This is a genomic window from Hephaestia caeni (assembly GCF_003550065.1).
GTDB classification, from domain to species: Bacteria; Pseudomonadota; Alphaproteobacteria; order Sphingomonadales; family Sphingomonadaceae; genus Sphingomonas; species Sphingomonas caeni_A.
Genome location: NZ_QXDC01000002.1, coordinates 875,853 through 900,683, shown reverse-complemented (window position 1 = coordinate 900,683; position 24,831 = coordinate 875,853). Strand labels below are relative to the sequence as shown.

Here is a 24,831-nt window from a genome sequence, read left to right as displayed (position 1 = left end):
GGGGATCTCTTGGCAGATTTGAGTCAGGCTTACAACTAATTGTTTTCCAATGTGGAATAAAATATAAGTATAAATTCACCGGACAGGTAAATTGACAGAAGCGCTCAGCAATATAGAGCGCCTCGCGCGCCTATACGATCCAGCGTATGTTCATCGCGTTGAGACGTTAAACGGCGGCGCGCCCGTGCGCGTGTGTATCGAGGGCCGGATGCTCAACGACGGAGAGGGCACGGGCGTCAGCACATACGCGCGCACGCTCTGCAATTGTCTGAGTGAGGCCGGTGCCGAGGCGTTGATCCTGGGCGATGGCGATGGCCATCGACCGCGCGCGCGCGCTTTGCGTTGGCTTGCTGCGACGCGACGCGCTCCGCGGTTGGCGGCAGCGGCCAACGCGCCCGACGCGCTGATGGTGCCGGATCTGTTTCGTGAGGCGCAGGTCTTCTTCAATATGCACGGGCGCACGCTGCCAGTAGCCTTCGAGGAACCGCCGGTGGTGATGCACTGGACTTACCCCGTTCCGCTCCATGTCGTCGGCGCTCGAAATCTTTACACGATCCACGACCTCATACCGCTGACGCACCCGGAGCTGACGGCCATCCCGGAGCAGCGGCACGCTCGCATTCTCTCTGCGATTCTGCGACGGGCGGATCTGCTGGTGACGGTCACCGAGGCTATGCGGTCCGAGATCGTCGAGCGCCTTGGTGTCGATCCCGAGCGAGTGGTCAGCACGTGGCAGGCGGTGGATGCGCCCTTGCAGGCCGATCCTTCGTTGCCGACCGGGATCAGGACGGGGCGCTATTTTCTATTTTGCGGTCGGGTCGAGCAGCGCAAGAATTTGGCGGCGATCGCCGCAGCCCATGCGCTCAGCGGCTGTGCGCTGCCGCTCGTGATCGTTGGCCCGCGAGTGCCGGGCGAGGAAAGTCTCGAGGAGCAGCTCGCGGCTTTTCCGGGTGTGCGACGGCTCGCCTACTTGCCCCGCCGCGAATTGCTTGGGTTGATGCGCCGGGCCCGAGCTTTGCTATTTCCCACGCTTGCCGAAGGGTTTGGCTTGCCGATTGTCGAGGCAATGACCCTGGGCTGTCCTGTGCTGACAAGCGACCGAGGGGCGACTGCGGAAGTCGCCGCCGGCGCGGCCCTGCTGGTTGACCCTGCGCGGAGCGATGCAATCGCCGACGCGATCGGCAGGCTCGAGCGCGACGACAGTTTGTGTGCCCGCCTGCGGAGGGAGGGATTCGCGCGCGCGCGCTATTTCACGCCCGAGCGCTATTCGCGGCGGCTTCGCGCGCTCTATGCGCGGGCGCTTGCGCTCTCCGATGGCATGGAGAAGGTCGGGTGAGCGTCCCTTCGGATCTGCGGATCGGAGTAGATGGCTTTAACCTTGCACTCCCGCACGGCACGGGAGTGGCGACCTATGCGCGAACCCTCGCAGAGGCGCTGCAGGGCCTCGGCCGGCGGATCGATCTCATCTACGGGCTCGACGTCAATCCGCGAAGTGCGCGGGAACAGCGCGAGACATTGTTCTTCGCCGCCTTGGCCGAAGGCCGGTCGGGCGAGGAGCCGCCCGAGCGGGTGACGGCTTGGGGCCAGGTGCGTCGCTCGCTGCTCAGCCCGGCGGCGCGCGATTTGGTCGAGGTTCCTATCTCGGGCCGGGTCGTTCGCCAGGGCGTCGCCGCGCGCGTCCCGTCGTTCGACCGGCTGTTCACCTTCCACCGCCTGTTCTGGATCGGTCGCCGCTATCTGAAACGATATGGCCGGCTGCTACCCGTCCGCATGGTCGAACCGCCTGCAATCATGCACTGGACATATCCCGTGCCGGTGCGCCTCGTTGGTGCTCGCAACATCTATACGATCCACGATCTCGTGCCGCTGCGGCTTCCTTATCTCAGTCTTGAGGACAAGGCCTATCACGAGCGGCTGCTACGCGCGTGCATTGCCTCGGCCGACCAGATTCTCACCGTGTCGCAGGCTTCGCGCAACGACCTCATGGCTTATCTTGGCTTGGCGCCCGAAGCTGTTACCGCGATCCACCAGGCGGTGCCGGGTTTCGCACCAGCGGCCGAAGCCGAGATCGAGGCGCGCCAGCTGCGCTCGCTGTTCGATCTTGAGCCCCAAGGCTACTTCCTGTTTTACGGCGCGACTGAGCCCAAGAAGAACGTGGGCCGCCTGATTGAGGCCTATCTTGGAACCCCGATCGACAGGCCACTGGTGATCGCCGGTCCAGCGGCCTGGCATTCGGAGAGGGAACTTCGGCTTCTGTCCGGTGCGCACGGCAAGCAATTGACGCGGGCCGAGAAGGTTCGACGGATTGACTATCTGCCGACCGAGCATCTGGCTCTCCTGCTGCGCGGGGCACGTGCGCTCGTGTTCCCGTCTCTCCACGAGGGGTTCGGGCTTCCGCCAGTCGAGGCGATGCGCGCCGGCGTGCCGGTGATCGCTGGCGATGCGGGCGCCTTGCCGGAGATCACCGGCGGAGCTGCCTTGCTGGTTGATCCCTATGATGCAAGCGCGATCGGCCGCGCCATGGTCCGTCTCGATGGCGACGCCGACCTGCGCGCCAAGCTTGTCGCGCTTGGAAAGGAACGGGCCGAGGCTTTTGCGCTTGGCCCGTATCGGTCGGCTCTTGATGCCTTCCACGCGCGCCTGCTCGAGCTTCCATCCCCTGCCTTGTCCGGAGTTACCGCGTGAATTCGTCCCCTATCCGCATGTCTTGCCGGCTTGCGATCGTCTTGCTTCCTGCACTGCTTGCTGGGTGTGCCTCACTTTCCTCGAGTGGTCCGACAGCGCGCGAGATCGTTCATGCACAGCGCGACTTGGGCCGCTTCACCATCGTCGAGGTGAACGAGTCAGTGATCAGCGAGATCGAGGCATCGCCATCGACTGGCCGCGGCCGTCTTGCCGTGCTTGCAGGGGTCGGCGAGGTAGATCGCATCGGACCGGGCGACATCCTTCAGGTCTCGGTGTTTGAGGTCGGCGCAGCCCTGTTTGGCGGTCGGAGTGGTCTTTCCGATCCCACGGCGCCGGTAACGGGATCGGGCGAGCAATTGCCACCGGTGGTTGTCGGACGGGACGGTGCGATCACATTGCCCTGGGTCGGGCGATTGCAGGCTGCCGGTCTGACGCCTGACGAGCTTGGGGCGTTTCTGACCAACCGCTACCGCGCGAACTCCGAGAATCCGCAGGTGATGGTGGCGATCCGAGACAATGTGAGCAATACCGTCGTTGTCCAGGGAGAGGTCAGGAGGCCTGGGCGCCTGCCGTTGACGCTGGCGCGCGAGCGTGTCCTCGATGCGATCGCGATCGCTGGGGGGGCGGCGAACCCGGCCGCCGACAGCATGGTACGGCTCACACGAGGCGAACGTTCGGCGGAAGGCCCGCTCAGCGTGATCGAGCCAGGATCGATCGATGATGTCGAGCTTTTGCCGCAGGATCGGGTTTCGGTTGCGTTGCGGCCACGGACATTCACGTTGCTCGGCGCTGCCGGCAAGCCGGCGGAGATGCCTTTCGAGAAGCCTCGCGTGTCGCTGGCCGAGGCACTGGGGCGCGGCGCAGGGCCCCGTGAGGAACAGGCTAATCCAAGTGCCGTGTTCGTGTTCCGTTATGAGCCGGCCGAACTAGACGGTTCGCCTGCCGAGGGTGCGGTGCCGGTGGCCTATCGCGTCAATATGCGCGATCCTATGTCCTATTTTCTTACCCAGCGCTTCGAGATGCGCCCCCGCGACGTCGTCTATGTCGCTAACGCCGACGCCAACATCCCCACGAAGGCGATCCAGATCCTCAATCTGTTCTTCTCGCCTTTCTACACGGCAAGAGTTCTGACCCGATGAGCAGGGCCGACGAACCGGCCCCGCCGGAATTGCAGCCCCGCGCGGACCACCCTCGACGTCCGGGCATCTTGGACGTTAGGCGCGGGTTCCAGCTATTTCTCGGCCGTGAGCTGGAGAGCGTGGCCGTTGCCGGCGTGCACATCGCGAATGCACCCGATGTGTGGGATCTCGTCGAAGCGATCTGGGGGTCGCCAGAGGCTCGGAACCGCCGGTTGGCGGAATCGCTGCGAATTGTTCGGTCGGCACACGATTTCGTTTCTCCAGAATGCAACGCAAGTGCGCGGCAACTTGATGACCTCTACCGCAGCACATTTGACCGGTGGCGCCAGCACGGGCTTGGCAAATATCACAGGGAGCTTTCCAGGGACGAGGTTAGGTTTGGCGCACGCAGCGATCGATGGAATCTGGAGCATTCGCTTGAGCGCGGAAAAACGGAATGGGCCGACCTGCAACGGATGCTGGGCCGTTTAGGATGGCGAGGCGGATCGGCAGAGGCGGTCACGGTTGTTGGGGTTGAAGCCTTTCGGATGCTTGGGGCGGGGCGGCAAACCGCATCGCAATTGGTCGCGATCGAAATGCTTGAGCGGGATGTCGCGCGCGGACATCGCGCTGAAGAATTGGCGCAGGCGCAGGCGGCCCAGCTGACATGTCTCGCAGACCTACCCGGCGACTTGCCGGCGACGGCTCTCCTGTACGCGGTCTCTTCCCTGCAGTACGCACCGCCCCCAGTCATCATTGACCTGCTGCGGCGCTGTCTCGGATCCGTGACCATCGGTGGTTGCGCTGTCGTCCAGCTGCCTGCCTATCTGCATGGCTACAGCTTCGACATCGTGGCCTATCTCTCGGGGGATGATGAGACCGTCTGGAGGGAATTCCACTGCATACCTCAAGCCGAGATTCTCTCGCTCTTCGCGGGGAAGGGTTTTCGCCTTTTGGAGGTGATACCCGACGAGAAAGCCTCGATTTTCGGGTTCTCCTATACCTATGTTGCCGAGAGAATTGGAGCTGGCACGCGGCTATTGGTTTCCACTGGCACCGCAGAACAGGGATACGCGCCGGATGCTGGCTCGCACAAGATCAGGAAGCCCGTTGAGGGCACCGATCTAGGCGATCTTGATGCCTTTATCGTCTCAGAATGGATCGTGCAGCTTCTTTACCGCTCCCTGCTTGGTCGTGACGCGGACTCTGAGGGCCTGGCCCACTACGCGAACATGATCCGACATGGCGCTTTGCACGATCAAACGCTCACGGCAAACCTGATCGGGTCGCCGGAATATCAACAAGCTTCAGGTGCGATAGCGGCGGGCCATGTCGAAGTGGAATCGCATGGCTGCCGGCTCTTGATGCCAGCGGAGCCAGTCCCGAAGCATGGCAATGAACCATGGGCGCTGCCCTATATGCTTGACGAATGCCGCCCCGGATCTGTGGTTCTTGATCTTGCGGCGGGCAGGGGCCTGTTCAGCATTCCCGCAGCTAAGCATGTACGGCCCGAGGGGCGCGTCTATGCGATCGAGCCATGCCCATTAAACTGCCAGATTATCGCTCATAACATCACTTTGAACCAGCTGGACAACGTCGAGTTGCTGCCAATCGAGCTCGCGTCTCTTCTCGGGGACGAGCGGGCGGGGCGATCCTCCGCGATCGGCGGTAGCGTCCTTGACGATGCGGGATCGGCGGCATTCTCCGATTCGAGCAGCCGCGATGCCGCGCCTGTGATCTCGCTCGACCGACTGCGTCCGCTCTTGCGCAAAGTCGATGTGATCAAGGTGAATGCCACGGATGGCGAGTATCGCGCATCCTTGGGAGCGATTGAACTCATACGCGGTGACCGGCCGACGATATTCCTCGAATACGCACATCTCCTTCAGGACGGGCTATCTGAGACGCTCGCCACTGAGGTCCTCAAGCTCTTTGCAGAGCTCGGCTATGGCTTCGAGATATTGCACCGCGAGCAACCACGTCAGCTGGTTGGCTCGGGCCACGTGGTTCAGACGATTCATCAGGCCTCGAAGGCGTGGGTCCGCGCGGGTGGCAGCCTACTGCAGCTATGCCTGCGTCCTTTGAAGTCACCCTTTTAGCGTCTGTCTGGGGGCCTCAGAATGAACATATACATTCACGCAAATTGCCAGGCTTCGGCGATCGCGCGCATGCTCGCCGACAACTTGCCAGCCATCTCCATTAAAAGCCGGGAGGCGCACGTCATTGACGTTGCGCGCGATCGCGAGGCCTTCCTGGTCGACATCGCCGAGGCGGATGTCGTGATCTGCCAGCCGATCGCAGACGGATATCGCGGCGTGGACTTTCTGTCGCTGTCCTATGTGCGAGATCACGTCACGCCGGGCACAACCGTCCTGACCTTTCCTTCCATTTTTTTCCGCGGACACCACCCGCAGATTTTCTATGCACGCGTCATCCCCAATGTTCCCGGAGCGCCACCGTATCACGACGCCCACATTCTCGCCCTCTATGCCGATGGTCATTCTCCTGCGGAGATCGCGGAACTGGTCGGAAGCGAGCACTTTCTCGCTCCCGAGTTCGTGAAAGCCGAGGCAGACCAGTCCCTGCGCGACCTTGCGTTGCGCGAAGAGGCGGCTGCCATCGATCTTCCGCTCTCGGCTTTCATCGCTGAGCACCTGGCTGAGGACCGTCTGTTCCACACGATCAATCATCCCCAGCCGCTGCTTTTCGCTCAGCTGTGTCGGGCCGTCTCCGAACGCCTCGATCTTCCTTGGCCTGCCGAGCGACCGCCGCGGGACTATCTCAGCATTCCGTCGTTGCCGCTCTATCCGTCGGTCAAGGCCGCTCTCCAGATCGACAGCCCAAGGGTGAGCTACCGCCTTCGTCATGGTGAGTTTTCACTGCAGGATTATGTGGCGTGGGTTACGCCAACCTATGACGAGGCTGGCGGGCCTGCCGTCATTCGACGAGAAATTGCCGGCAATCCTGACCTGCAAGCCTATCTTCAACGCTTTGCCAGCGTCGCTCGCGCATTCGGGCCATTGCCCCAGCTCTCCGCCCCCTTTTCGAGACCGAACCCTATGGCAAACCAATGAACGAGATTTTTCGAGCCGCAAGCGAGCTTGCCGCGAGCGACCTGACGAAAGAGGCGCTCATAAAGCATGCGTACAATATCTTCCTGCTTCGCGATCCGAGCGATGCTGACATCGCCTTTCATGCGTCGAAGGAATGGGAGCATAACGAGGAGTTCATTGGCGCGCTCGTGGGCAGCGATGAATTCCGGCAGCTCGCGCGCATGGGACACAATTTTCTTCTGGCGCCGAGAATGAGAAAGCGTGTTCTCTTGTTCGGGGCCTATGGCAACGGCAACATCGGCGATGCGATCCAGGCCGAGTCTCTGCGCCGCCACCTTGAAATCGTTCGCCCGGACCTGGAGGTCTGGGCCTATTCGGAGATACCCGGACGCTATCCATTTCGGCATGACCGTGTGCTGCCGCCAGGCGCCTTCCTCCGAAGTCCGGCGGTAAATCAATTCGATGCCATCATAGTTGGCGGCGGGGGCCTCCTATCCCATCCTCATGCACCGCTATTCGACGAAAGCTGGCAATCGATGGTGGCCGTGCCTGTCGTTATTCTGGGCGTCGGTGCCAGCAAGCCGGTCTGCGAGCGAAGCAAGGTCCTGTTGCAAAAAGCCAGCTTTATTTCTGGTCGAGACACCTCCTCGATAGATGCGCTCAAGGGCTATCGGGACGACGTTCAGCTGGTGCCCGATCCGGTTCTCTGCGATCCATTCTACCAGAGGAAAACCATCGGCCAGGGCAAGCTGTTCGTCATCAAGCACGGCACCGAAAAGGAACTTGTGGCGGCAAGGCAGCACTTCGATCCGAAGCACGATGCCGCATGTTTTATTGAGCCGTCGCTCGACATCACCGTTTCGCGCCACTTTCCCGAGGCTGTTCCCATTTCATCCGTCGATGATCTCGTCGAGATGATAGACGCTCACCATCTGGTGATTTCCACGCGATATCACGGGTGCATTCTGGCGATCTTGAGGGGGAAGGCCGTCGTCGGCATCAGGGAGCAAAAATCAAAAGAGCTTCTGGCGCGCTACGCCGCTGGCAGTCGCTTCTATCCAAGCTTCTCGGTCATGAGCGGAACGGACATTTCGACTGACGGGAGCAACGACCGGCTGTTGGCTGATGATCGTTTTGCGCTGCTCGCGGCTCTCAACACCGCGCTTCGAACTGCCGGACTTTAGCACCTGCGCTATCCTGAGTCCGCTTTGGCCCACGCAGTCAGCCTCCATTTTGTACACCTTCAAAATGCACGATTTGGTGCCATCGGCTCAGCCATGTATGATTTGAAGGGGCACAGATTTTGGAAGGAGGCCGCCATGCCCCGCGTCGCCGGCGAGGACAACAAGTGAATGAGCCTGCGGATCTCGCCGGAGGCAAAATCGCGGACGCGCTACGGCATGCCGACATGACGAACTTTGTGACGCAAGCCGCCTTGCGCGAGGCCGATGCCATGATCGCCAAAAGCAGAGAAAATCGAGCTTTCGGAGCGGGACTACAAGAAGGTTTCTGACCTGATCGATAATCCGCCGGCACCCAACGCCAAGCTGAGGGCAGTGCTCGCTGCGATCCCTACCCTCAAATGACGTTACCGGCGCGGCATGAAGCAGCCATCAGCAAATCGCGTTATCGTAAGGCCGTTGACTGCGGTGATGGAAATCTCGACGAATCTTTGACGAAATATGCCCGTCAGGCGCATGAAAGCGGCAGCGAAAAAAGCTTCGCGCGATTGACGGCGCCAATCCGGACAAGATTCTCGGTTTCTATAGTATCGGGCCTGCGGAGCTCGTCTTCGACCAGATGCGGGACGCATTGCGGAAGGGTCTGTCACGGCATGACGTGGGGGGAATTTCGCCTTGCGCGGTGCGCGCGAGGTCGCAGCGTGCAGCGTCAGCGCTGGCCGCGGAGACGGCGGATGAGGCCGTAGGCCTGAGCGGTGTTTTCGATCAATCCCGGGTCGCGTAGAAATCGACCATCGCGGCGCCAATTTGTGCTGGGAAGGCCGCGAGTTTGGATATGTCATTGCCCATATCCACCACGCCCTGCTTCCTCTGGGTAATGGCGACGAAGCGGGAGTAGCCACAATCCCGAAGATATTCGAGATAGGTTTGCGGGGGGACACCTGAAAACTCCTTGAGCAGACCCGGTGCATATTCTCCGATGATCGGCGGCACCGCTCTCCTCAGCAGGGTCGACGCACCGAGAAGCGCTCGATAGTCGAAACCGTCGATGGCTATCCGGATCAGGTCGATCTTCTGACTTGGCGGGATGATCGTGTCGATCGTGCGCGCATAAACAATCGGGGTCTCCGCCAAGCCTGAAAGTTCAGCATGCGTGACGTCTTTGGACGTCTGGATTGCGTCACGCTGGACTAGGGAGAGGAAGCCATCCCCGTCAGCCGCCGCGAAGGGCAGCACATCGATGTTCGAGAGATTGTGCAACGCGATGTTGGCGAGCAGGAGGCGCACGAGCCGAACGTCGGGCTCAAGAGCGATCACACGCCCCGTGGGCCCCGCTTTCCGCGCCGCGGCGATCGCGAACGCACCGAAGCCTGCGCCGATATCCAGGACGGACGTGCCGGATTGCAAAACGCTGGAAACGAGACCTCTGAGATGGGGCTTATAGCTTTCCGAAGGATGGGCGTGGAGTTCTGCGGGCGTCTGCGGGGTCGGCGCGTAGAGATTCATTCCGTTGAGGGTGATTGGGGTAAGCTGCGTTTCGGAGATCGGCGTGAGTTCAGGAGCGGGCTCCATCCCCTGCTGTTGCCGCGCCTCATATTCTTTGCTGGTGCGGAACAGTTCAACCAGCTCGGCGACGGTCATTCCCGCGTGGACGCGCTTTGAAAAAATGCCGAATCCGGCTTCGTCTGGCAGACGCCGCAGGAACAGACGGTAGCAATACCACAAGTCATCGAGCGTCGCGCGCGCGCCCATTCCCAGGCGTGCGGTCTTGTAGAGATCGAGTGCGGTGGGCGGCTTTATCGGCGTCGGACGGGAACCGGCTGCGTTTACGACCTTCAGCTTGTCACCGGCCGAGGCGTGCTTGCTCGTCGTGTCCGCGGACATGCTATCCCTCCTTCCGGCCGAGCATTCAGGCGTCGGCATGTGCGGGAGCTGGGTTCTCGACGATTGGGCAGTCACCATCCGCTTCGCGATTGAACGCGAGTTCCGACAGATTGCCGAGCGCAACGGCCTCGAGCAAGGCTGCGCGCGCCTCCATGTCACTGGCATGGCACAGGAAGAAGCCGGCAACGCCAGTCGAGACGACACGCGGGTCGCCATCATCGGTGACCGTGCGAAGATCGAAGCTCGATGCGCCCTCGACCGTCAATCTGACGACATGATCCTGCGGGATCGTGTCGATGTCGAAGTGAATCCATTTGAACGCGCCTGGCGGCAGAACGCCCTTTTGTGACTTGCCGTCGACCAACGATACTGTCCACGGGCATTCACCACGCGGAAAACCGTGCAGCTGCACATAGAGCCGCAAGGGTTCCTCGACCACGCTCGGCACGCCGATCTCGAGCGTGGCGCCCATCGCCTTCGTCCAGCAGCCCCAATTGTCCGGGCCCCACCAGCTAGAGCCGGAGCGGAAGATTTCAGCGGAGCGCATGCCTCGCCAAATTCGTGTGTCGAAATTCCGGACGATCGGATGATAGGCACCAAGCGTCGCGAGTGGTGCGGGTGCGACTGAGGCCTCAGTGTCACCATCCTGTTCGGCCCAAAGCTGGACGGTGGCGGTCAATTGTGCCGCGATGTCGCTCCATGATCTCGGGACAAAGCCGCGCCGAATCCGTTCTTCCTTCTGGCTGAGAAAGTCCTTGTCGAACATGAGCTGCTCAAGGGCGGCGGTGAGGCGGGAGGGTGAGCCAGCCTCGAAATAGTGTGCGAACTCCCCGCCGGCTTCCGGTAACGAGGACCCATCAGAGAGAAGCGGCACCTTGCCGTAACAAAGCGATTCCGTGACCGGAAGACCCCAACCCTCATAGTTGCTCGGGTAGATCGTGAAGCGACACGAACGATAGAGCAGATCCAGTTCCGCGTCGGAAAGGCCGGACAGCATGATCACGCGGTCGCGCAACTCCTCATTTGCGGCGAGCCGGGCATAGACGGCATCGTTTAGCCATCCCCTGTTGCCGACGCAGACCAGCTTAGGCACGCGTCGCGCGCCGTATTTGCGAATGAGATTGATCCAGGCGTCAAACGCACCAATGTGGTTTTTGCGGGATTCGACCGTGGAGACGAACAGTGCGAAATCCGAACGCCCGATGCCCCAGTCCGACAAAGCCTTTTCCGTCAATGGCCGAGCGACGGGTTTGCGAAAATCTGCATCGAGGCGAATGACGATCACCTTGTCCGGCTTGACGTCATGTCCGAAGACGGAGGCCACCTTAAGCAGATCGCCCTTTGTGGCTTCGGAGTTCACGAAAAAATAGTCGGCATGCTCAAACGCGCCCATCGCCCAGCTGATGAAGTCCTGGGTAAGCTCCTTCGTGCAATGTTCGCTCGCCATGACCGGGATGAGGTCATGAACGAAGGGGGCATAGTGAATGCCGTATTTTGCCTTGGCTTGGCGCACGTAGAGAAAGTAGTTCTGAAGCCACCACGACGTCCCTAAGTTGACCAGAAACGCTCCGTGCGGGAAGGTCATCTCCTCGGACATCGTCATGGCGAGGCGCAATCTGGTTGTCGCCGCGATCCATTCGGCGGCGTGCCGGTCACCGCTTTCCAGGCTGAGCCGGCATAAAGTCAAGAACATGGTCTGCGGAATCGCGACCCACTCGTCGCGACTATCGAGGAAAGCACAGACCGTGATCGTCTGGCCGCGATTGTCTCGTAGCGCGTTGCGGATCACCTCGATCTGGACCCGTTGGATACCGGTCGGAAGTCGGGCGTTCGAGAAGTAAGATATAAGATCGGAAACGTCGAAAATGATCGCCGTTCCCTGAAGATCGGTATTCTCGCGACTGCCGCCGGATTCGATATACGGCCCGAGTTCTTCGAGGAGAGCGCACATCGTGTCGAGGAGAGGGCGCTGGTCTCCGGTATCCTCCTGTCGGAGTGTCTGGGCAAGCGCGTCGAGCGCCGTGCGGGCGTGCAATGCAGCGTTCTTTACCGGATCGGGTTGATCAAGCGCGAGCTCGGCGTCGAAGTCGATAAGAGCCATGATATCCTCGGGCGTTATCTCGATGTTGTGGGCCATGAGTGCGAGGAGTTCCGCCATCGCGTCGGCATTGGCGGGATCTGACCGCGCCGCGGCGAGATAGCAGCGCGCCGCCTGCGCGATCCGGCCGCGCTCCTTTTGAAGATGGCCTAGATGCAGGTGGGGATCTGAGGCAGGCTGCAGGCGCAGCGCTTCGTTGTAGGCTTTCTCCGCAGCTTCGTAGTTCTCGCACTTACGCTGCATATGGCCGTACTGGATCCAGACGTGTGCTAGGGTGGGATCCCTGTCGAGCGCCTCGCGGAAGAGCCGCGCCGCGTGCTCGTGTTCGTTAATCTCACGCGCGCTGTTCGCCTTACACAGGATGGCATGCACCCCAGGGGATACCCGTACGCCAGCGGATTTTCGCACTCTGAACTTGTCGATGATCATGGCATTTCTCGCCCTATTCTGCGTGTTCGCGCACGCCGGCCAGGATCAGCCAGCCAATTGCATAGGCAAACATGAGCCCGAACAAGACGATCGCGATGATGGAGAGGCGCTTGGGATGCAGCGCCTTGCCCGGAAGGTTGGGTTCGACGACCGGCACGATGAACAGCTGCTGTTTGAGCAGTTGTTCGCGAGCGGACTGAAAGCCGGCCTGGGCGGCTTCAAATTGTTTGGCGGCCAGTTGTTGGCGCATCTGCAGACCCTCATACTCCCCAAGGCCGCCGGCGAGTGAATCGCCAGGCCCGGCCAGCCGAGCCTTTGCGGTCCCGACCTGTCGTTCGAGCGCCGCCAATCGGCGCGCGGTCGCTGAATATTGCGGAGCGCTCGGGGGCAGAACTGCGGCCATGGACTCAAGCTGCGCGCGTGCTTGGGCGGTCTGCTGCTGGAGCGTCGTGACAAGCTGAATCTGAGCCAGACCCGTCTGGTCCGGGCTGACGTCGCGGCGGGTTTGCCGGAAAGCAGTCAGTTCATTCTGGGCGGCTTCGACGAGGGTTTCCGCTTCGCGGACTTGCCGTGTCGCCGATGCGAGGCCCGCATCGAACATCCGCTGGTTGAGCAGGTTAACGCGCCGCTCCCCGAGCTTCAGGAGATCGCTGGCAAGGGCCTTGGCATCTTCCGGCCGAAAGCTGCGCACGGACAGTGTCGTGATGCCGGTGTCGGTCGCGGTGAGGATATCGACCTGTCCGCGATAGTATTTGTGGAGGGTCTCGGGCTGAGGGTCTGCGAACCACAGCCTTGTCGCGGGATCGGCTTCGGGCCTGCGGAATATGGTGATGAGGCGTGGGCGGCCGAGCGCATCGACGGCGTCGTGCGACAAGAGATAAGCGTCAACGCTATGAACGTCCGAGTTTGTCGCATTGCCCGCTACGCCGAGCATTTGCCCAAGACTGTTGAGCGACTCAGTGGGCTGAGGCGTCCGGACGATAAACTGGGCCGACGATTCATACTGATCAGCCGCCACCAGATATTCGAAGGCGGCTGTCAGCAGAGTGGGCAGAACCACGACCCACACGAACGGATGGAGAAGACTCCTCCAGCCCCGTCGGCGCGGCGGTTCGTCGGAGGCGAGTTCGTCATCGTCGACCTCGGCTTGAGGTTGTGCCCATGCTTCCTCGCGTCGAAATGGCGAGAGGAAAGGTGGGTGAAGACGAGCCTCGGATGCCACGGCTTGCTCCTTGTCGTCCGGGGGCTGCGTAAGCGGGGGTGTAGGGTGAGCTGTCATCGTCTCAGTTCAGATGGACGTGCCGGCGAAGAACGCGCAGCAGGAGGAGGCCGAGCACGGTCAGGGCCATGCACCAGCCGATGATGTAGAGCGGATTGAAATAGGGGCTGTCGTAGCTTTTGAAGACGCCGCTATGGACCATCTCGAAGATCTGGTTGATGGGCGACCAACTAAGATATGTCCGGTACGGCTGTGGGATCCATTCAAGCAGGAAGAAGGTGCCCGACAGGGGCATCATGATATAGGTCGCGGGATGAACGAACTTGCTGAAGGCCTTGCTGAAGTGGACGCCGGTGGCGATGCCCATCGACAGCGCGAACGCGAACCAGGTGAGCAGGACGATTGCCGCCATCAACCGCAATGGGCGGGCGGGCAGATCGGCTAGCCCAGCGGCCACGGCCAGGCCATACAAGAGAGCCAGCGCTGCAGAGGTCGCAACCAGCTCAAGCAAGGCACGAGAGAATAGCAGATCGAAGATCGTCACCATTCGGTGAAAGAGCAGCGGTCTGTTCGCTCCGAGCGCGGATTCGGACCGGTTGATGATGGCGCGGAATATGATGAAGACCATGTAGCCGGTGAGTACGAAGGGAATGATCCGGATGCCGGAACCGTGATGCCCTCCGTCATTGCCCGCGTGAATGAGCGCAACGGCCGAGGCGAGCAGCAGCGGTTCGAGCAGCATCCACAAGGACCCGATATTGTCCCGGCCGTATCGGGTGTGGAGCTCGCGTATGATCAACGCGCCGATCACATGGCGCTCGGCATCCAGACCATCTAGCGTACGGGAGCGGAAGTGGCGCGCGGGCCCGGCGTTCAGCATTGGGCGACCTCCTCCGCCAACTCCAGCACGGCTTCCACATGATGCTCCCAGGTAGTTGGTGACCAACCTGACAACCGCGAGATCTGGGCCGCCCGGCGTGGGCTGATATCGCTGGTGTAGGCGAGAATGGCTTCGCGCCACGCAGCACCATCGAGAGGGTCGAGATAGTCTGGAACATCGCCACCGGCCTCGCGATGCGCCGGCAGGTCGCTGGCGATAACCGGCACCTGAGCGGCAAGTGCTTCGGCGACGGGCAAACCGAAGCCTTCGGCGAACGATGGCATGAGGAGCGCGCGTGCGCCGGAAATCAGGTTCCGCAGTTCCCCATCGGGAATACGATCTAGTTCACGGACCGCCCCGCGCAGCATTTCGCAACGGTCGAGCATGTCGATGACGTTCTCGTTTTCCCAGCCTCGTCGTCCGACGATGAGCAGCAAGGGAGATCGTTCGCGACCAAGTCGTTCTACGATTGAACGCCAGACGTTGAGCAGCAAAAGGTGGTTCTTGCGCGGCTCTATCGTGCCGAGGCACAGGAAATACGGGCGTCCTGCTTGCTGGACAGCACTGGGATTTTGGCGTTGCTCGACTCCGAGAGGTGCAACGCGCATGGGCCTCCCGTTCAGAACGGATCCGCAGGTCTGCGACAACGCATTTAGCGTCGCCTGAGAGTTCAGGAGCACGCCATGTGCCTGCATTTCGATGGTGCGGATGCGCTCGCGGTGTCGGACCGCACCGCCAGGACGCGCGAACTCCGGGTGTGTGATCGGAATCAGGTCGTGGACGAGACAAATCAGCTTCGCCCGTTCACGGGTGACCTTGGCCGCCATTCGCTCGGGCCGGTCAAGATGATTGGGCGATGGCTGGATAAGTATACGCGGCCGAGACGCGGGCGGAATGGCGTGGGGCCGTAGGCGCCAGAACCAGCGCGTTGCCTGCCGATGGCGCTCGGTGCGGCTTTCATATACGCCGATGGTCTCCCAGCGGTTGCTGGTATGATCGAGGAATGCACGGACTTCGGCATGGCGCAGTCGGCCATAGAGTCCACTTGGATGGACCGCGGCGAAATTTAGTCGTTCGGGCGCGCGGGCAAGAAGTCCGCGCGCATAGGCCATCTCGACACGATCGACACCGGTCGGGGTTGGATGGAGCAAACGCGCCAACAATCGCGAAATGTCGAGCACGAGTTCGGGCTGCACTCGCGCGGTTCTGAGCAAGTGGGGGTGCGATCCGCCGCCTGCCGGCAGGGTTTGGTCGAACAGCTTCATGCGGCTTCCATCGTGCAGACGGGAAGGCACACAGTCGTTACACCTTCGCCATGAAGGCGCTTGAACGCTTCAGGCAAGAGTAACTCGCGTGCTGCGGAGCTACTGAAACCACCATGGAGGAGACAGCGGGCGACAAGCACGCGGCGGAACGCATCATAGAGGTCGCCGTCGGGCATGGATGGAGCGATCCAGAAATCCTCGAGTGACCCCTGGTGGGTGATGCCAGCGAGATCGTAGATAGCCGTGCCCAGGACAATGACGGGAATGCCCGAGGCAAGCGCCAACGTTCCGGTCGTGCTGTTGACGGTCACGATACCCGCGGCCGCACCGACGATTGTGTAAAGATCTCCATGTTCGATGAAAAAGACGCGCTCAGCGATGTCATGCTCGCGGGCCATTGCCGCCACGATGCGGCGCCAGGCGTGGAGGCCATTATCGAGCGGGTGCTCCTTGATGAGCAGCACGACCTCCTCCGGCGCATGGGCGGCAAAGGATCTCAAAATCGACTGCAGAGCGTCCTGCATGCCTGTGAACGGCGAGTGGATGCGGATCTGGTGGTCGGAATCGAGCTGAAGCGGCAGCAGGAAATAGCGCCTCTGACCGAGGCGGCGGAGGGCGACGGCAGAGCGAAGCCGGGCGACGGGTCGTGTGACCACTCGTGCCGCCCATCCGCAGAACTCAGCGACGATCGGATAGGGCCGGTGTGATCGATAGCCGCGATAGCGCAGCGTCAGAAGTAGGCTGGCGAGGAAGTATCCGAGCGCTTCGGATGCGCGTTGGCGGAAGCTGGGCCGCACTCGCGCGTGGTCAGGGACAGATGGCAGCGCCCGCGCGAGGCTCCTATAGACCTCGGCCGAGCGCGGCAGGCTAGAGTGGCCATTCACGCCGTTCCGTTCGAGCGTGACCCAATCCGGACGAATATAGCCTTCCTCGAAGACATGGACCACGATGCCAACGGCGGCGGCGCAGGCTCTGGCTTCGAGATGGTGCTGCCGACAATCACCAAAGAGGACGATGTCGGTCACCCGTTCGCGGGCGATGACATCTTGAATGTATGTGGGCCATGTCTCGATCGTGCCGGTGAAGTTGTAGGCTCTGCCCTTCCAGTCGAACCAGTCCCCTCCATTAAGGTTGACGCGATGGCAGCGGTGGCCCGCCGCGAACAATTCGCCCGCAAGCTGCGAGAAGAAGGGACCAGGCGGCCCCTGCAGAAAAAGAAAGGAGCGTTCGGTTAGCATGCGTTCACCAATGCCTGCCGCGCGAGGCGGAGATGGCCCTGGAGCATGCGCAGTTTCTGGAGAATGCCGGGTCGGGGCATACAGCCGGTGGAAAGCCGCTGCGCTAGTATTTCGGGCGGGCAGGGCAGACGGGTGACTGGGTCGAGATACCGTGGGTAGAGAATCAGCGTCGCGGCAACGAGTTGCTCAAGCGTGAGTTTGCGCCTTCGTCGCTCGATTGGAGAGGCAAGATCGCGGGTCAGCCCCCAGCCGGCGTAGAAGGGGTGGCCGTGGGTAAATACCTCGCGGCCCCGCAGCAGGGCCTCAAAGCCGGTCTGCGATGACAGCACATGAACGGCATCAACCTGTGCGAGCAATGCATCGATCGGGGCGTGCGGCAGGATCTGGTCGACATAACGCAGGGCTTCAAAGGAAGGGACATGGCCAAGTCGTAGTCCTGCAACCACGTCGGGATGGGGCTTGAAGATGATGAAGGCGTCCGGTTCGACCTCACGTACACGACGCAGCAGGTCGAGCGGGCCTGTTACGGCAGCGCAGCCGAGGCTCACGCTTCGATCGTCGGCGACCTGCCCGGCGACGAGAACCTTCCTGACGCTTGAGGGTAGGTCGGGACCGGTTGAACTCCCGGCCGCATATTTGGTGATACCATGCATGCCGATGAATTCGATGAGCTTCGCGGCGCGAGCGCAGATTTCCGGTCCAAGCTCGTCGTTGGCGAGGAGATGTTCGAGATCGCTGGTCGTACGCGGATCATAGTAGATGCCGGTACGATCGACGACGATGGAGAAGGGAAGGGTGAGCCGAGCTCCGAGCCCGGCTGATCGGATGAACCCGTCTTCGATCTGTATGAGCCGGCCTCCGGATGCGCGTACTTGCTGGCGAACGGCCCATTTCACGCGCGAAGGCCAGATAGCGATGGCCTGTTCTGCCGAGGGACTGACCTTCGATGGCCTTCTTGCAAATTTCGGCACTCTACCAGCCCAGAGGAATTTACCCAGCACCTCGCGCTTCCAAGCGGTTACGCCACAGACGAAAGCAATTTCGCGGTTCCGGTCGATGATGCGACGCCATTCGCCGAGGATTTCGATCCATTTTAAGAGCGTGATGGGCTGTGCAGTCCAAGGGTCAAAATAGTCGAACGACGCTAAGCGAAGGTGGAGCGCATCCAGCAGTGTTTCTCGTGCATATGGCTGCCGATCGTCTGGACGAAGGACCGCGCGACCTGCTGCGGCTGCGAGTAGGGCTATCTCATCGTCGGTGTGCGCGAGGATCGGAGCACCTGCCTCGATCTGCGGCCACGGATCGAGTCTTGTCGGCGTCGCGCCATGCGAGCGTTGGTCACCGATGCAAGCGGATTGCCAGAAGCTGCCTCCTACTCTGGCCTCTGCAATCTTTATCGCGACAGCACCAATGTCGTCGGAGTGCGGCGCCGGCAGGGTAGTGCGTCCACGCTCGCGCAACCGTGGACGCGCGAGCGGTCGTGCACCGGGAAACGGAGGCATTCGCAGGAGCGCAACCCGGCCCACGGCCGGTCGTTCGCCCGACTGCGTCCGGAAATTCACGATGCTCCGATCGTCCAGGATTGCTCGGCCCCCCAGCATGAAGCGCGCCATGGCGCGCGGTGGTGAGACTATGGCGCATGTCGGCGCCCGATTTGCCTGCGGAAAGCCACAGTCACCCACATGCAAGCGTGTCGCTAGGAACGGCGTCGGAAAGCGGTGAACCTGCGCCGCCGCCGTGGAGCGAATCGAGAGAAAAATCATGCCCGAGACCGAAACGAGCTCCCCGCCGGCCCAGCCATTGTTCTACAAGTCTCTGCGGCCACTTGATGCCAGCGCGCATTCGGCTCTGCGCCTCAAGGAAGGCGATTTTTCTTTCACCGCGGAATCGCCCTCGATCCCGATCGTAGTGAGCGAGTTCGCTGAGGCTTCGCGTCATTTTCCAGTCGTTTTCGCCGCGAACGATGCGACGCCGCTGGCCGTTCTCGGGATCGATTTGCGCAATGTTTTCGTCGAGAATGGCCGTTGGGCGAAAGACGTCTACATTCCCGCCTATGCACGCCGGTACCCATTCGGCTTCCTGCGAATCGACGACAGTTCGCGCTTCATTCTCGGTATTGATTTTGGGTGTGAGAGCCTGACGGAAACGGAAGGCGAACCCCTGTTCGAGAAGGGCATGCCCGCTGCGATCACCCAGCGGGCACTCGGCTTTTGCGAAGCCTTCCGCAACGAAGCGGAGGCGACCCACGCGTTCGTTCGGGCGCTTGAAGGCCGCGATCTTCTAGTCGAACGGCGTGCGGACGTTGTTCTCGCCAATGGCCGCAATCTCGCACTGGACGGATTCAAAGTGGTCGATGCCGAACGTTTCGCCATACTTGATGCTCCGACGCTGTCGGAGTGGCATGGTCGTGGCTGGCTCGGGCTTGTCACCTTGCATCTCGCCTCGCTCGACAGGTTCCGAGAACTCTTGGCTCGTCGGTCGGCAACATCCGACGACACACCTCCGCTGACCATCGAGGACAAGCCTCAGGCTCAAGCAGAAGAGCTTCAATCGAACGAAAAGGACTCATGATGTCACGAATCCCGATGATGCTGGCGGCTTTGACTGTTGCCACAATGCCCGTTCCCTCGGTGGCGCAGTCGACCGGGGCGCAGCAAGGACTCGGCGGGCCCGTGATCCCGGGCGTGTGCTTGCTATCGCGCGAGGCGCTGTTTGCGAACGCGGCTGTTGCCAAGGTCGCGACCGCTCGTCTGAGCGAGCTGACTCGAACGGCGCAAGCGGAAATCGATGCGCAGCGCACCCCGCTGGAGGCCGAAGCGAAAGCGCTGCAGGACCTGCCGACCAACGAAGCAAACAATCGCCGACGCACTGCACTCGAAACGAGCTGGACTGCCCTCCAACGTAAGGCTGCGCACAACAGCCGCGAGATGGACGCAACACGGACCAAGGTGATGCAGCGGATTTCCGCTGAAGCGGAGCCGCTGATTTCGCAGGCCTACACCAGCAAGAAATGCGGCCTTCTGCTGGATCGCAGTACGGCGCTGGGCGGCAATTTCACGAACGACTTGACGGCAGAGGTTGCAAGGGGTCTCGATGCGAAGATCCAGACTATCTCCTTCGAGCGCGAGCGACTGCCCGAACAGCAGCCATAAGATATTCTCATCCTCGTGCGTCGGCGAGGCGGCTCCGACCGTGGTTGAGCTTACGGAAAGGCAACGCAGTGTCGGGAAGGAAGTCCAGAGCCTCCTATATCACGGCGGCGCAAGGGCGTGCACGGTTGCGTGGTTGGTGGGGTATGACCTGCGGGCTTACGATGTTCGCGATAGGCTTGGCTCTGGAAACCTACTATCTAGGCGCTCTTCTTGATTGGCATAGCCAGTTATCGCACCCCGACGAGGCTCGCGTCGCCCTAAGAGGGCCGATTAAAGAATGGTGGGTATTACTGGTGTTCCCTAGCATCCTCCCGTTCATGGCGGCGGGCGGAATAATGCTGAACACGGTCATCTGGTTGATCCCTCCCCTGCGCCGAGTTTCGGAAAAGCCAGGAAAAATAGATGTCAGCCTTAGCTTCGGGTCGATGCAGAAGGGTCTCTTTCAAGGGCTTATTTGGACCTGGTGGACGATCCCCTTGGGAGTAGTCGTCGCTTGGCTTATGCCCTAATCGCCTCTGTAGGAACGATAGTTTGGCGCGCGGCGATCAAAGGGACCCTCGGCTGCCAAGTTAAAGTGCTTTCTGGATGATGATCCCGAACGAGGTGCTGACGAACCCGTCGATTGCGAGCTTGAGGTGAAGCGGGTCACCGAGCTGCACCGCTGCATTTTCTCCCGCATCGTGATGCCAGGGCGGCAGATCGATGAACCAGTCCATCGGTTGCGACCCCATGTCGAAATCGAGCTCCTCAACCTTGTGTCCTTGGCTTCGCAGCCGTGTCGAGATCGCTTCGAGGTGGCGTTGCTGGAACAGGACCGTGATCCAGTTGTCCACGGTCGGTCCATCATTCTCGACGTTGAACTCGAGCGTATGAACCGCAAGGCCGCCTGGTCGGAGCGTAGCGAGCGATGCTTCGATGAAGGCCAAACCCTTGCCGATGCTCCCGAGATGCTCGAGCGCGCAGATTGACCAGCAGAAGTCGAACCCGGTAAGGCTGGCAGGGATCGCGTTCATGTCCACATCGCGGTGCGTGACCATACGCGCAAATGTTGCCTCGTCGACAAGATCGGGGTGGTGTCCGCGGCGTTGCGACAGATGCTGACCGGTTTCAAGCCAGCCGCTTGCTTGTGCTTCTCTTACGGAGACGTCCGTGGCGGTTACATGGATCCCAAGCGAGGCCAGATAGCTCGGAAGCGGCTCCGCGCCGCAGCCAAAGCCCAATCCCTTTCTCCCCTGGCTAAGATGGCCGTGCTCGTAGAGCGCCTGCAGAACGTAGCTGAACTCCCAAAGCTTGCGGTGGTAGATGATCGCGGTCTTCAATTCGCCTGCCCAGTGCCCGCACCAGTCGCTCTCGATATCGGCCTGCACGCAGGCCTTCGAGCCCAAGCCGACAGGCGCTGCCTGCGTCTCCGGGCGCGCCGGCAGCGCACTCGCCATCCGCCGCGCGAGATCATAGCCAAACGCCTTCATGTTGAGTTCGAGAATGCGGACATGCTTCACGATGTCGTTGAGCGCATTGAGATTGGGCGCGCCGTCCTCGCGGACCAGTGCGAGCAGCCGGCGTAAAATGCGGGCCTCGATCTTGGACCGCAACGACACGCCTTTCCTCTCAGTCGGCCGCAGGATAGCGGACGAGGCTATCCTTGATCCGCGCGTCAAGTACGATCAGCTCCGCGACCAGCGCATCCAGCCGATCGAGCGGCCATGAATTGGGGCCATCCGACAGGGCTCTGTCCGGGTCGGGGTGCGTTTCCAGGAACAGGCCCGCGACGCCTGCGGCGACAGCTCCACGACAAAGCAACGGAATGTGACGACGTTCGCCGCCCGACTGTGCCCCAAGGCCACCCGGCAATTGCACGCTATGGGTGGCGTCGAAGACAACGGGCGCCCCGGCTTCGGCCATGATTGCAAGGCTGCGCAGGTCCGTGACCAGGTTGTTGTAGCCGAAGCTCACACCCCGCTCGCAAAGCATGAAGCGATCCGGATCATGGCCGGCTTCCACCGCGGCGCTGCGTGCCTTGTCGAGCACATGCGCCATGTCCCAGGGTGCCATGAACTGCCCCTTCTTGAGATTGACGAACCTTCCGGAGGAAGCGACCGCCATGATGAGATCGCTTTGGCGAGCCAGTAGCGCTGGCGTCTGCAGGACGTCGACCACCTCGGCGACGGCCCGAACCTGGCTAGCCTCATGCACATCGGTCAGAACCGCAAGGCCAGTTTCGCGGGTCACACGTGCGAGGATTTCCAGACCCTTGTCGATACCCGGACCGCGATAGGATGAAGCGGACGTTCGGTTCGCCTTGTCGAACGATCCCTTGAAGATAACCAGCATGTTATGGGCGCGGGCGATGTGTACGAGACGGTCCGCGATATGCAGCGCCAATTCGGCCGATTCCAGAACGCACGGACCTGCGATCAGGAACAATGGTTTGTCCTGGCCAATGGGCATTTCGCGCAAGATCATGCGTAGAGGACTTTCCTCGCTGTCACGCGATCCCTCGCAGGCCGAGAGCATGCTCGACATACGGAATGTCCCATGGGTTGTTGATCTCCCACAGACCGCCGGCCGGTTCTTCAATCTCCACCATCCGCACGCGGATACCCTCGTCGAGAAACCGCAGCTGTTCCAGGCCCTCGGCCTGTTCGAGAGGGGTTGGGTCTACCGCTGCGTAGTGCTCCAGGGCGCGGCGCCGGTAGGCATAGAGACCGAGATGTAGGAAGATCGGGCATTCTGCGCCGCCCCCGCCATGCGGAAGAATACGCTTCGAGAAGTAAAGTGCGTCGCCGGCACCGTCAGCGACAACTGTTGTCGCGCCGACCCGCCCCGCAGCTTCATCTGCACGCAACCGAGCAACGGTCTCTGGCGCGCAGCGCACCATCGGTGTCGCTACCATCACTGCTGGATCAGCCGCCATCTCAGCAATTAGTCTTGCGACAGCATAGGGCGGCGTGAGCGGTGCATCGCCCTGCAAGTTGACGATGATCTCGGCGTCGAGCGCTACTTCTCTAACCGCGGCAGCGCAACGCTCGGTCCCGTTGAGGCACATTTCTGAAATTATGGCTGTTTGTACGCCGGCTGCGCTGGCTATCTCGGCAATCCGCGGATCGTCTGTTGCGACTAAGACCCCGCATTGTGCTCCAACCGCTCGCGCCACATCGACGGTTCGAGAAATCAGAGGCCTTTCAATAGCCGTCGCTCCTTTGATCCGTGCGAGCGGTTTGCCTGGGAAACGCGTGGATTCGAACCGCGCTGGTATGATGATTGCCGCCTGCATTCTAGCCTATGCCAAGTCGGAGCAAGTCGTGGATATGAACCAGGCCAACGACGCGGCGCTCGGTCTCCGCATCCATCACGAGAAGCGAGGTGATGCGGGAGTTGGAGAGCATCTCAAGCGCATCGCGCGCGAGCATGCCCTCGAGCAGCACACGCGGATTGCGGGTCATGACTTCGCTGGCCAATGCCTTTCCAAGAGCATCGGCATGACGTCGGATATCGCCATCGGTGATCACACCTTCCAGATTCCCATCGTCATCGACAACGGCGGCGACACCGAACCCCTTGTCGCTGATCGTCCCGATAACTTTGCTCATGGGATCACGCGGTGTGACGATCGGCATTTCAACGCCGCGGTGCATAAATGCCTCGATGGCAACAAGATCGAGACCAAGTCGGCCACCTGGGTGAAAGCGTAGGAGCTCTTCCGCCGTTGTTCCCTTGAGCTTCATAAGGGTGATGGCTAGGGCATCGCCGATTGCCAGCATCATCGAAGTGGAGGTTGTCGGAGCGCTTCCGTAAGGACAAGCTTCGGGTCGGTCTGGGAGAAGGAGACAGACCTCGGCCGCATCCGCAAGCCGGGACGGCAATGACGATGTGATCGCGATAATCGGAATGTCGAACCATCCGGCATATTGGATGATCGTGCCTAGCTCACGAGTGCTTCCGGAATTCGACAGGATGAGCAACGCATCGCCCTTTCTCAGCACGCCGAGGTCGCCATGGACGGCTTCGCCCGCATGAAGGAACAGGGATGGTGTGCCGGTAGCCGATAGGGTCGAGGCGATCTTGCGCGCGATGTGCCCGGACTTGCCAAGCCCGCACACGCATATGCTGCCCTTGATCTGCTGCAGTGTGGCGATCGCGTAGCCGAAAGATGGGCTGAGCTCGTTTCCCAGCGCCCACAGCGCTTCGGCTTCGGCCGCGATGACGGCCCGGCCCATCGCCACCACTCTGTCAGGGCCCGCTGAATAGGCGAGACTCGGAAAAGTCGTGGAGTCGGACATTTATGCTGGTCCCTCGGGGCAGGCCTGGATCGTCCCTCCCGCCTATCGGGTTGACCATCGACTTGTAGCTGTGGCTTTCCGCAGTGTTGTCGAGGCGGCGGGGACCGATGCCCAGTGCCGGCGGAGCGATTGACAAGGCCAAAATTCAGCCACCTCATTGCATCCATGTCAGGTTAGATATGGGATTTCGTCATGGGTCGGATCGGAATAATTGGCATTTTGCTGGCCACGGCAGCTGCAAGTGCAGGAGAAGCGAACGCACGCACGGCAGTCGTAATAGGGCTAACGGGTACCAGCATCCCGCCTGAGGCCGAGCGCGACCCGGGCACTGACACACCGGCCACTTTCA

At 61.2% G+C, this 24,831-nt stretch carries 21 protein-coding genes; 10 read left to right on the top strand and 11 right to left on the bottom strand.

Going from position 1 to position 24,831, the window contains the following annotated elements; all coding sequences use genetic code 11:
• Positions 1 to 208: 208 nt before the first annotated feature.
• The 8 genes from DFR49_RS04175 (at position 209) to DFR49_RS22510 (ending at position 8,442) form a co-directional block, all read left to right on the top strand.
• Positions 209 to 1,336: a glycosyltransferase family 4 protein gene (locus tag DFR49_RS04175; RefSeq protein ID WP_119034535.1), complete on the top strand. Its 1,128-nt coding sequence runs from the start codon at positions 209 to 211 to the stop codon at positions 1,334 to 1,336.
• Complete coding sequence (locus DFR49_RS04170; RefSeq protein ID WP_119034534.1) at positions 1,333 to 2,685, top strand: glycosyltransferase family 4 protein; 1,353 nt, start codon at positions 1,333 to 1,335, stop codon at positions 2,683 to 2,685. Before DFR49_RS04175 ends, DFR49_RS04170 begins: the two co-directional genes overlap by 4 nt.
• Before the next feature lie 125 nt (positions 2,686 to 2,810).
• Positions 2,811 to 3,824: a polysaccharide biosynthesis/export family protein gene (locus DFR49_RS04165; RefSeq protein ID WP_170150911.1), complete on the top strand. Its 1,014-nt coding sequence runs from the start codon at positions 2,811 to 2,813 to the stop codon at positions 3,822 to 3,824.
• Positions 3,821 to 5,902, top strand: a complete 2,082-nt coding sequence (locus DFR49_RS04160) for an FkbM family methyltransferase (protein ID WP_119034532.1) — start codon at positions 3,821 to 3,823, stop codon at positions 5,900 to 5,902. The genes DFR49_RS04165 and DFR49_RS04160 overlap by 4 nt, the downstream gene beginning before the upstream one ends.
• 21 nt (positions 5,903 to 5,923) lie before the next feature.
• Positions 5,924 to 6,877, top strand: a complete 954-nt coding sequence (locus DFR49_RS04155; RefSeq protein ID WP_119034531.1) for a WcbI family polysaccharide biosynthesis putative acetyltransferase — start codon at positions 5,924 to 5,926, stop codon at positions 6,875 to 6,877.
• A complete protein-coding gene (locus DFR49_RS04150) occupies positions 6,874 to 8,040 on the top strand; it encodes a polysaccharide pyruvyl transferase family protein (RefSeq protein WP_119034530.1) in 1,167 nt (388 codons plus the stop codon). The genes DFR49_RS04155 and DFR49_RS04150 overlap by 4 nt, the downstream gene beginning before the upstream one ends.
• A 164-nt stretch (positions 8,041 to 8,204) precedes the next feature.
• Complete coding sequence (locus tag DFR49_RS22180; protein ID WP_245968226.1) at positions 8,205 to 8,369, top strand: hypothetical protein; 165 nt, start codon at positions 8,205 to 8,207, stop codon at positions 8,367 to 8,369.
• Entirely contained in the window at positions 8,332 to 8,442 is a 111-nt protein-coding gene (locus DFR49_RS22510; protein ID WP_425454925.1) for a type II toxin -antitoxin system TacA 1-like antitoxin, read from the top strand. The genes DFR49_RS22180 and DFR49_RS22510 overlap by 38 nt, the downstream gene beginning before the upstream one ends.
• 360 nt (positions 8,443 to 8,802) lie before the next feature.
• On the opposite strand, the gene DFR49_RS04140 is transcribed toward DFR49_RS22510, so the two are convergent.
• The 7 genes from DFR49_RS04140 to DFR49_RS04110 form a co-directional block, all read right to left on the bottom strand.
• Positions 8,803 to 9,921 (bottom strand): FkbM family methyltransferase, encoded by a 1,119-nt coding sequence (locus tag DFR49_RS04140; RefSeq protein WP_170150910.1) that lies wholly within the window; start codon positions 9,919 to 9,921, stop codon positions 8,803 to 8,805.
• A gap of 25 nt (positions 9,922 to 9,946) precedes the next feature.
• Positions 9,947 to 12,448: a glycosyltransferase gene (locus DFR49_RS04135; protein ID WP_119034528.1), complete on the bottom strand. Its 2,502-nt coding sequence runs from the start codon at positions 12,446 to 12,448 to the stop codon at positions 9,947 to 9,949.
• 13 nt (positions 12,449 to 12,461) lie between these two features.
• The gene (locus DFR49_RS04130; protein ID WP_245968225.1) at positions 12,462 to 13,670 is read right to left on the bottom strand and encodes a KpsE/RkpR family capsule polysaccharide export protein; all 1,209 of its coding nucleotides are present in this window, start codon (positions 13,668 to 13,670) and stop codon (positions 12,462 to 12,464) included.
• A gap of 61 nt (positions 13,671 to 13,731) precedes the next feature.
• The gene (locus DFR49_RS04125; RefSeq protein WP_119034526.1) at positions 13,732 to 14,547 is read right to left on the bottom strand and encodes an ABC transporter permease; all 816 of its coding nucleotides are present in this window, start codon (positions 14,545 to 14,547) and stop codon (positions 13,732 to 13,734) included.
• Positions 14,541 to 15,812, bottom strand: coding sequence for a glycosyltransferase family 4 protein (locus DFR49_RS04120; protein WP_119034525.1), 1,272 nt, complete (start codon positions 15,810 to 15,812; stop codon positions 14,541 to 14,543). The genes DFR49_RS04125 and DFR49_RS04120 overlap by 7 nt, the downstream gene beginning before the upstream one ends.
• Positions 15,809 to 17,050: a capsule biosynthesis protein gene (locus DFR49_RS04115; RefSeq protein WP_119034524.1), complete on the bottom strand. Its 1,242-nt coding sequence runs from the start codon at positions 17,048 to 17,050 to the stop codon at positions 15,809 to 15,811. The genes DFR49_RS04120 and DFR49_RS04115 overlap by 4 nt, the downstream gene beginning before the upstream one ends.
• Positions 17,044 to 18,813 carry a capsular polysaccharide export protein, LipB/KpsS family gene (locus tag DFR49_RS04110; protein WP_119034523.1) on the bottom strand — a complete coding sequence of 590 codons (1,770 nt, stop codon included), beginning with the start codon at positions 18,811 to 18,813 and terminating at the stop codon, positions 17,044 to 17,046. The genes DFR49_RS04115 and DFR49_RS04110 overlap by 7 nt, the downstream gene beginning before the upstream one ends.
• Here DFR49_RS04110 and DFR49_RS04105 point away from each other — a divergent pair.
• The gene (locus DFR49_RS04105) at positions 18,812 to 19,621 is read left to right on the top strand and encodes a SapC family protein (protein WP_119034522.1); all 810 of its coding nucleotides are present in this window, start codon (positions 18,812 to 18,814) and stop codon (positions 19,619 to 19,621) included. The genes DFR49_RS04110 and DFR49_RS04105 overlap by 2 nt on opposite strands.
• Positions 19,618 to 20,202 carry an OmpH/Skp family outer membrane protein gene (locus DFR49_RS04100; protein ID WP_245968224.1) on the top strand — a complete coding sequence of 195 codons (585 nt, stop codon included), beginning with the start codon at positions 19,618 to 19,620 and terminating at the stop codon, positions 20,200 to 20,202. The genes DFR49_RS04105 and DFR49_RS04100 overlap by 4 nt, the downstream gene beginning before the upstream one ends.
• 569 nt (positions 20,203 to 20,771) lie before the next feature.
• Here DFR49_RS04100 and DFR49_RS04090 read toward each other — a convergent pair.
• Genes DFR49_RS04090 through DFR49_RS04075 form a run of 4 tightly spaced genes read right to left on the bottom strand, consistent with a single transcriptional unit; the run spans position 20,772 to position 24,482 of the window.
• Positions 20,772 to 21,800 (bottom strand): class I SAM-dependent methyltransferase, encoded by a 1,029-nt coding sequence (locus DFR49_RS04090; RefSeq protein WP_119034520.1) that lies wholly within the window; start codon positions 21,798 to 21,800, stop codon positions 20,772 to 20,774.
• A gap of 10 nt (positions 21,801 to 21,810) precedes the next feature.
• Positions 21,811 to 22,665 (bottom strand): 3-deoxy-8-phosphooctulonate synthase, encoded by an 855-nt coding sequence (gene kdsA / locus DFR49_RS04085; protein ID WP_119034519.1) that lies wholly within the window; start codon positions 22,663 to 22,665, stop codon positions 21,811 to 21,813.
• Between the two features lie 22 nt (positions 22,666 to 22,687).
• Complete coding sequence (locus DFR49_RS04080; protein WP_119034518.1) at positions 22,688 to 23,476, bottom strand: 3-deoxy-manno-octulosonate cytidylyltransferase; 789 nt, start codon at positions 23,474 to 23,476, stop codon at positions 22,688 to 22,690.
• 1 nt (position 23,477) lies between these two features.
• Complete coding sequence (locus tag DFR49_RS04075) at positions 23,478 to 24,482, bottom strand: KpsF/GutQ family sugar-phosphate isomerase (RefSeq protein ID WP_119034517.1); 1,005 nt, start codon at positions 24,480 to 24,482, stop codon at positions 23,478 to 23,480.
• Positions 24,483 to 24,831: the final 349 nt, after the last annotated feature.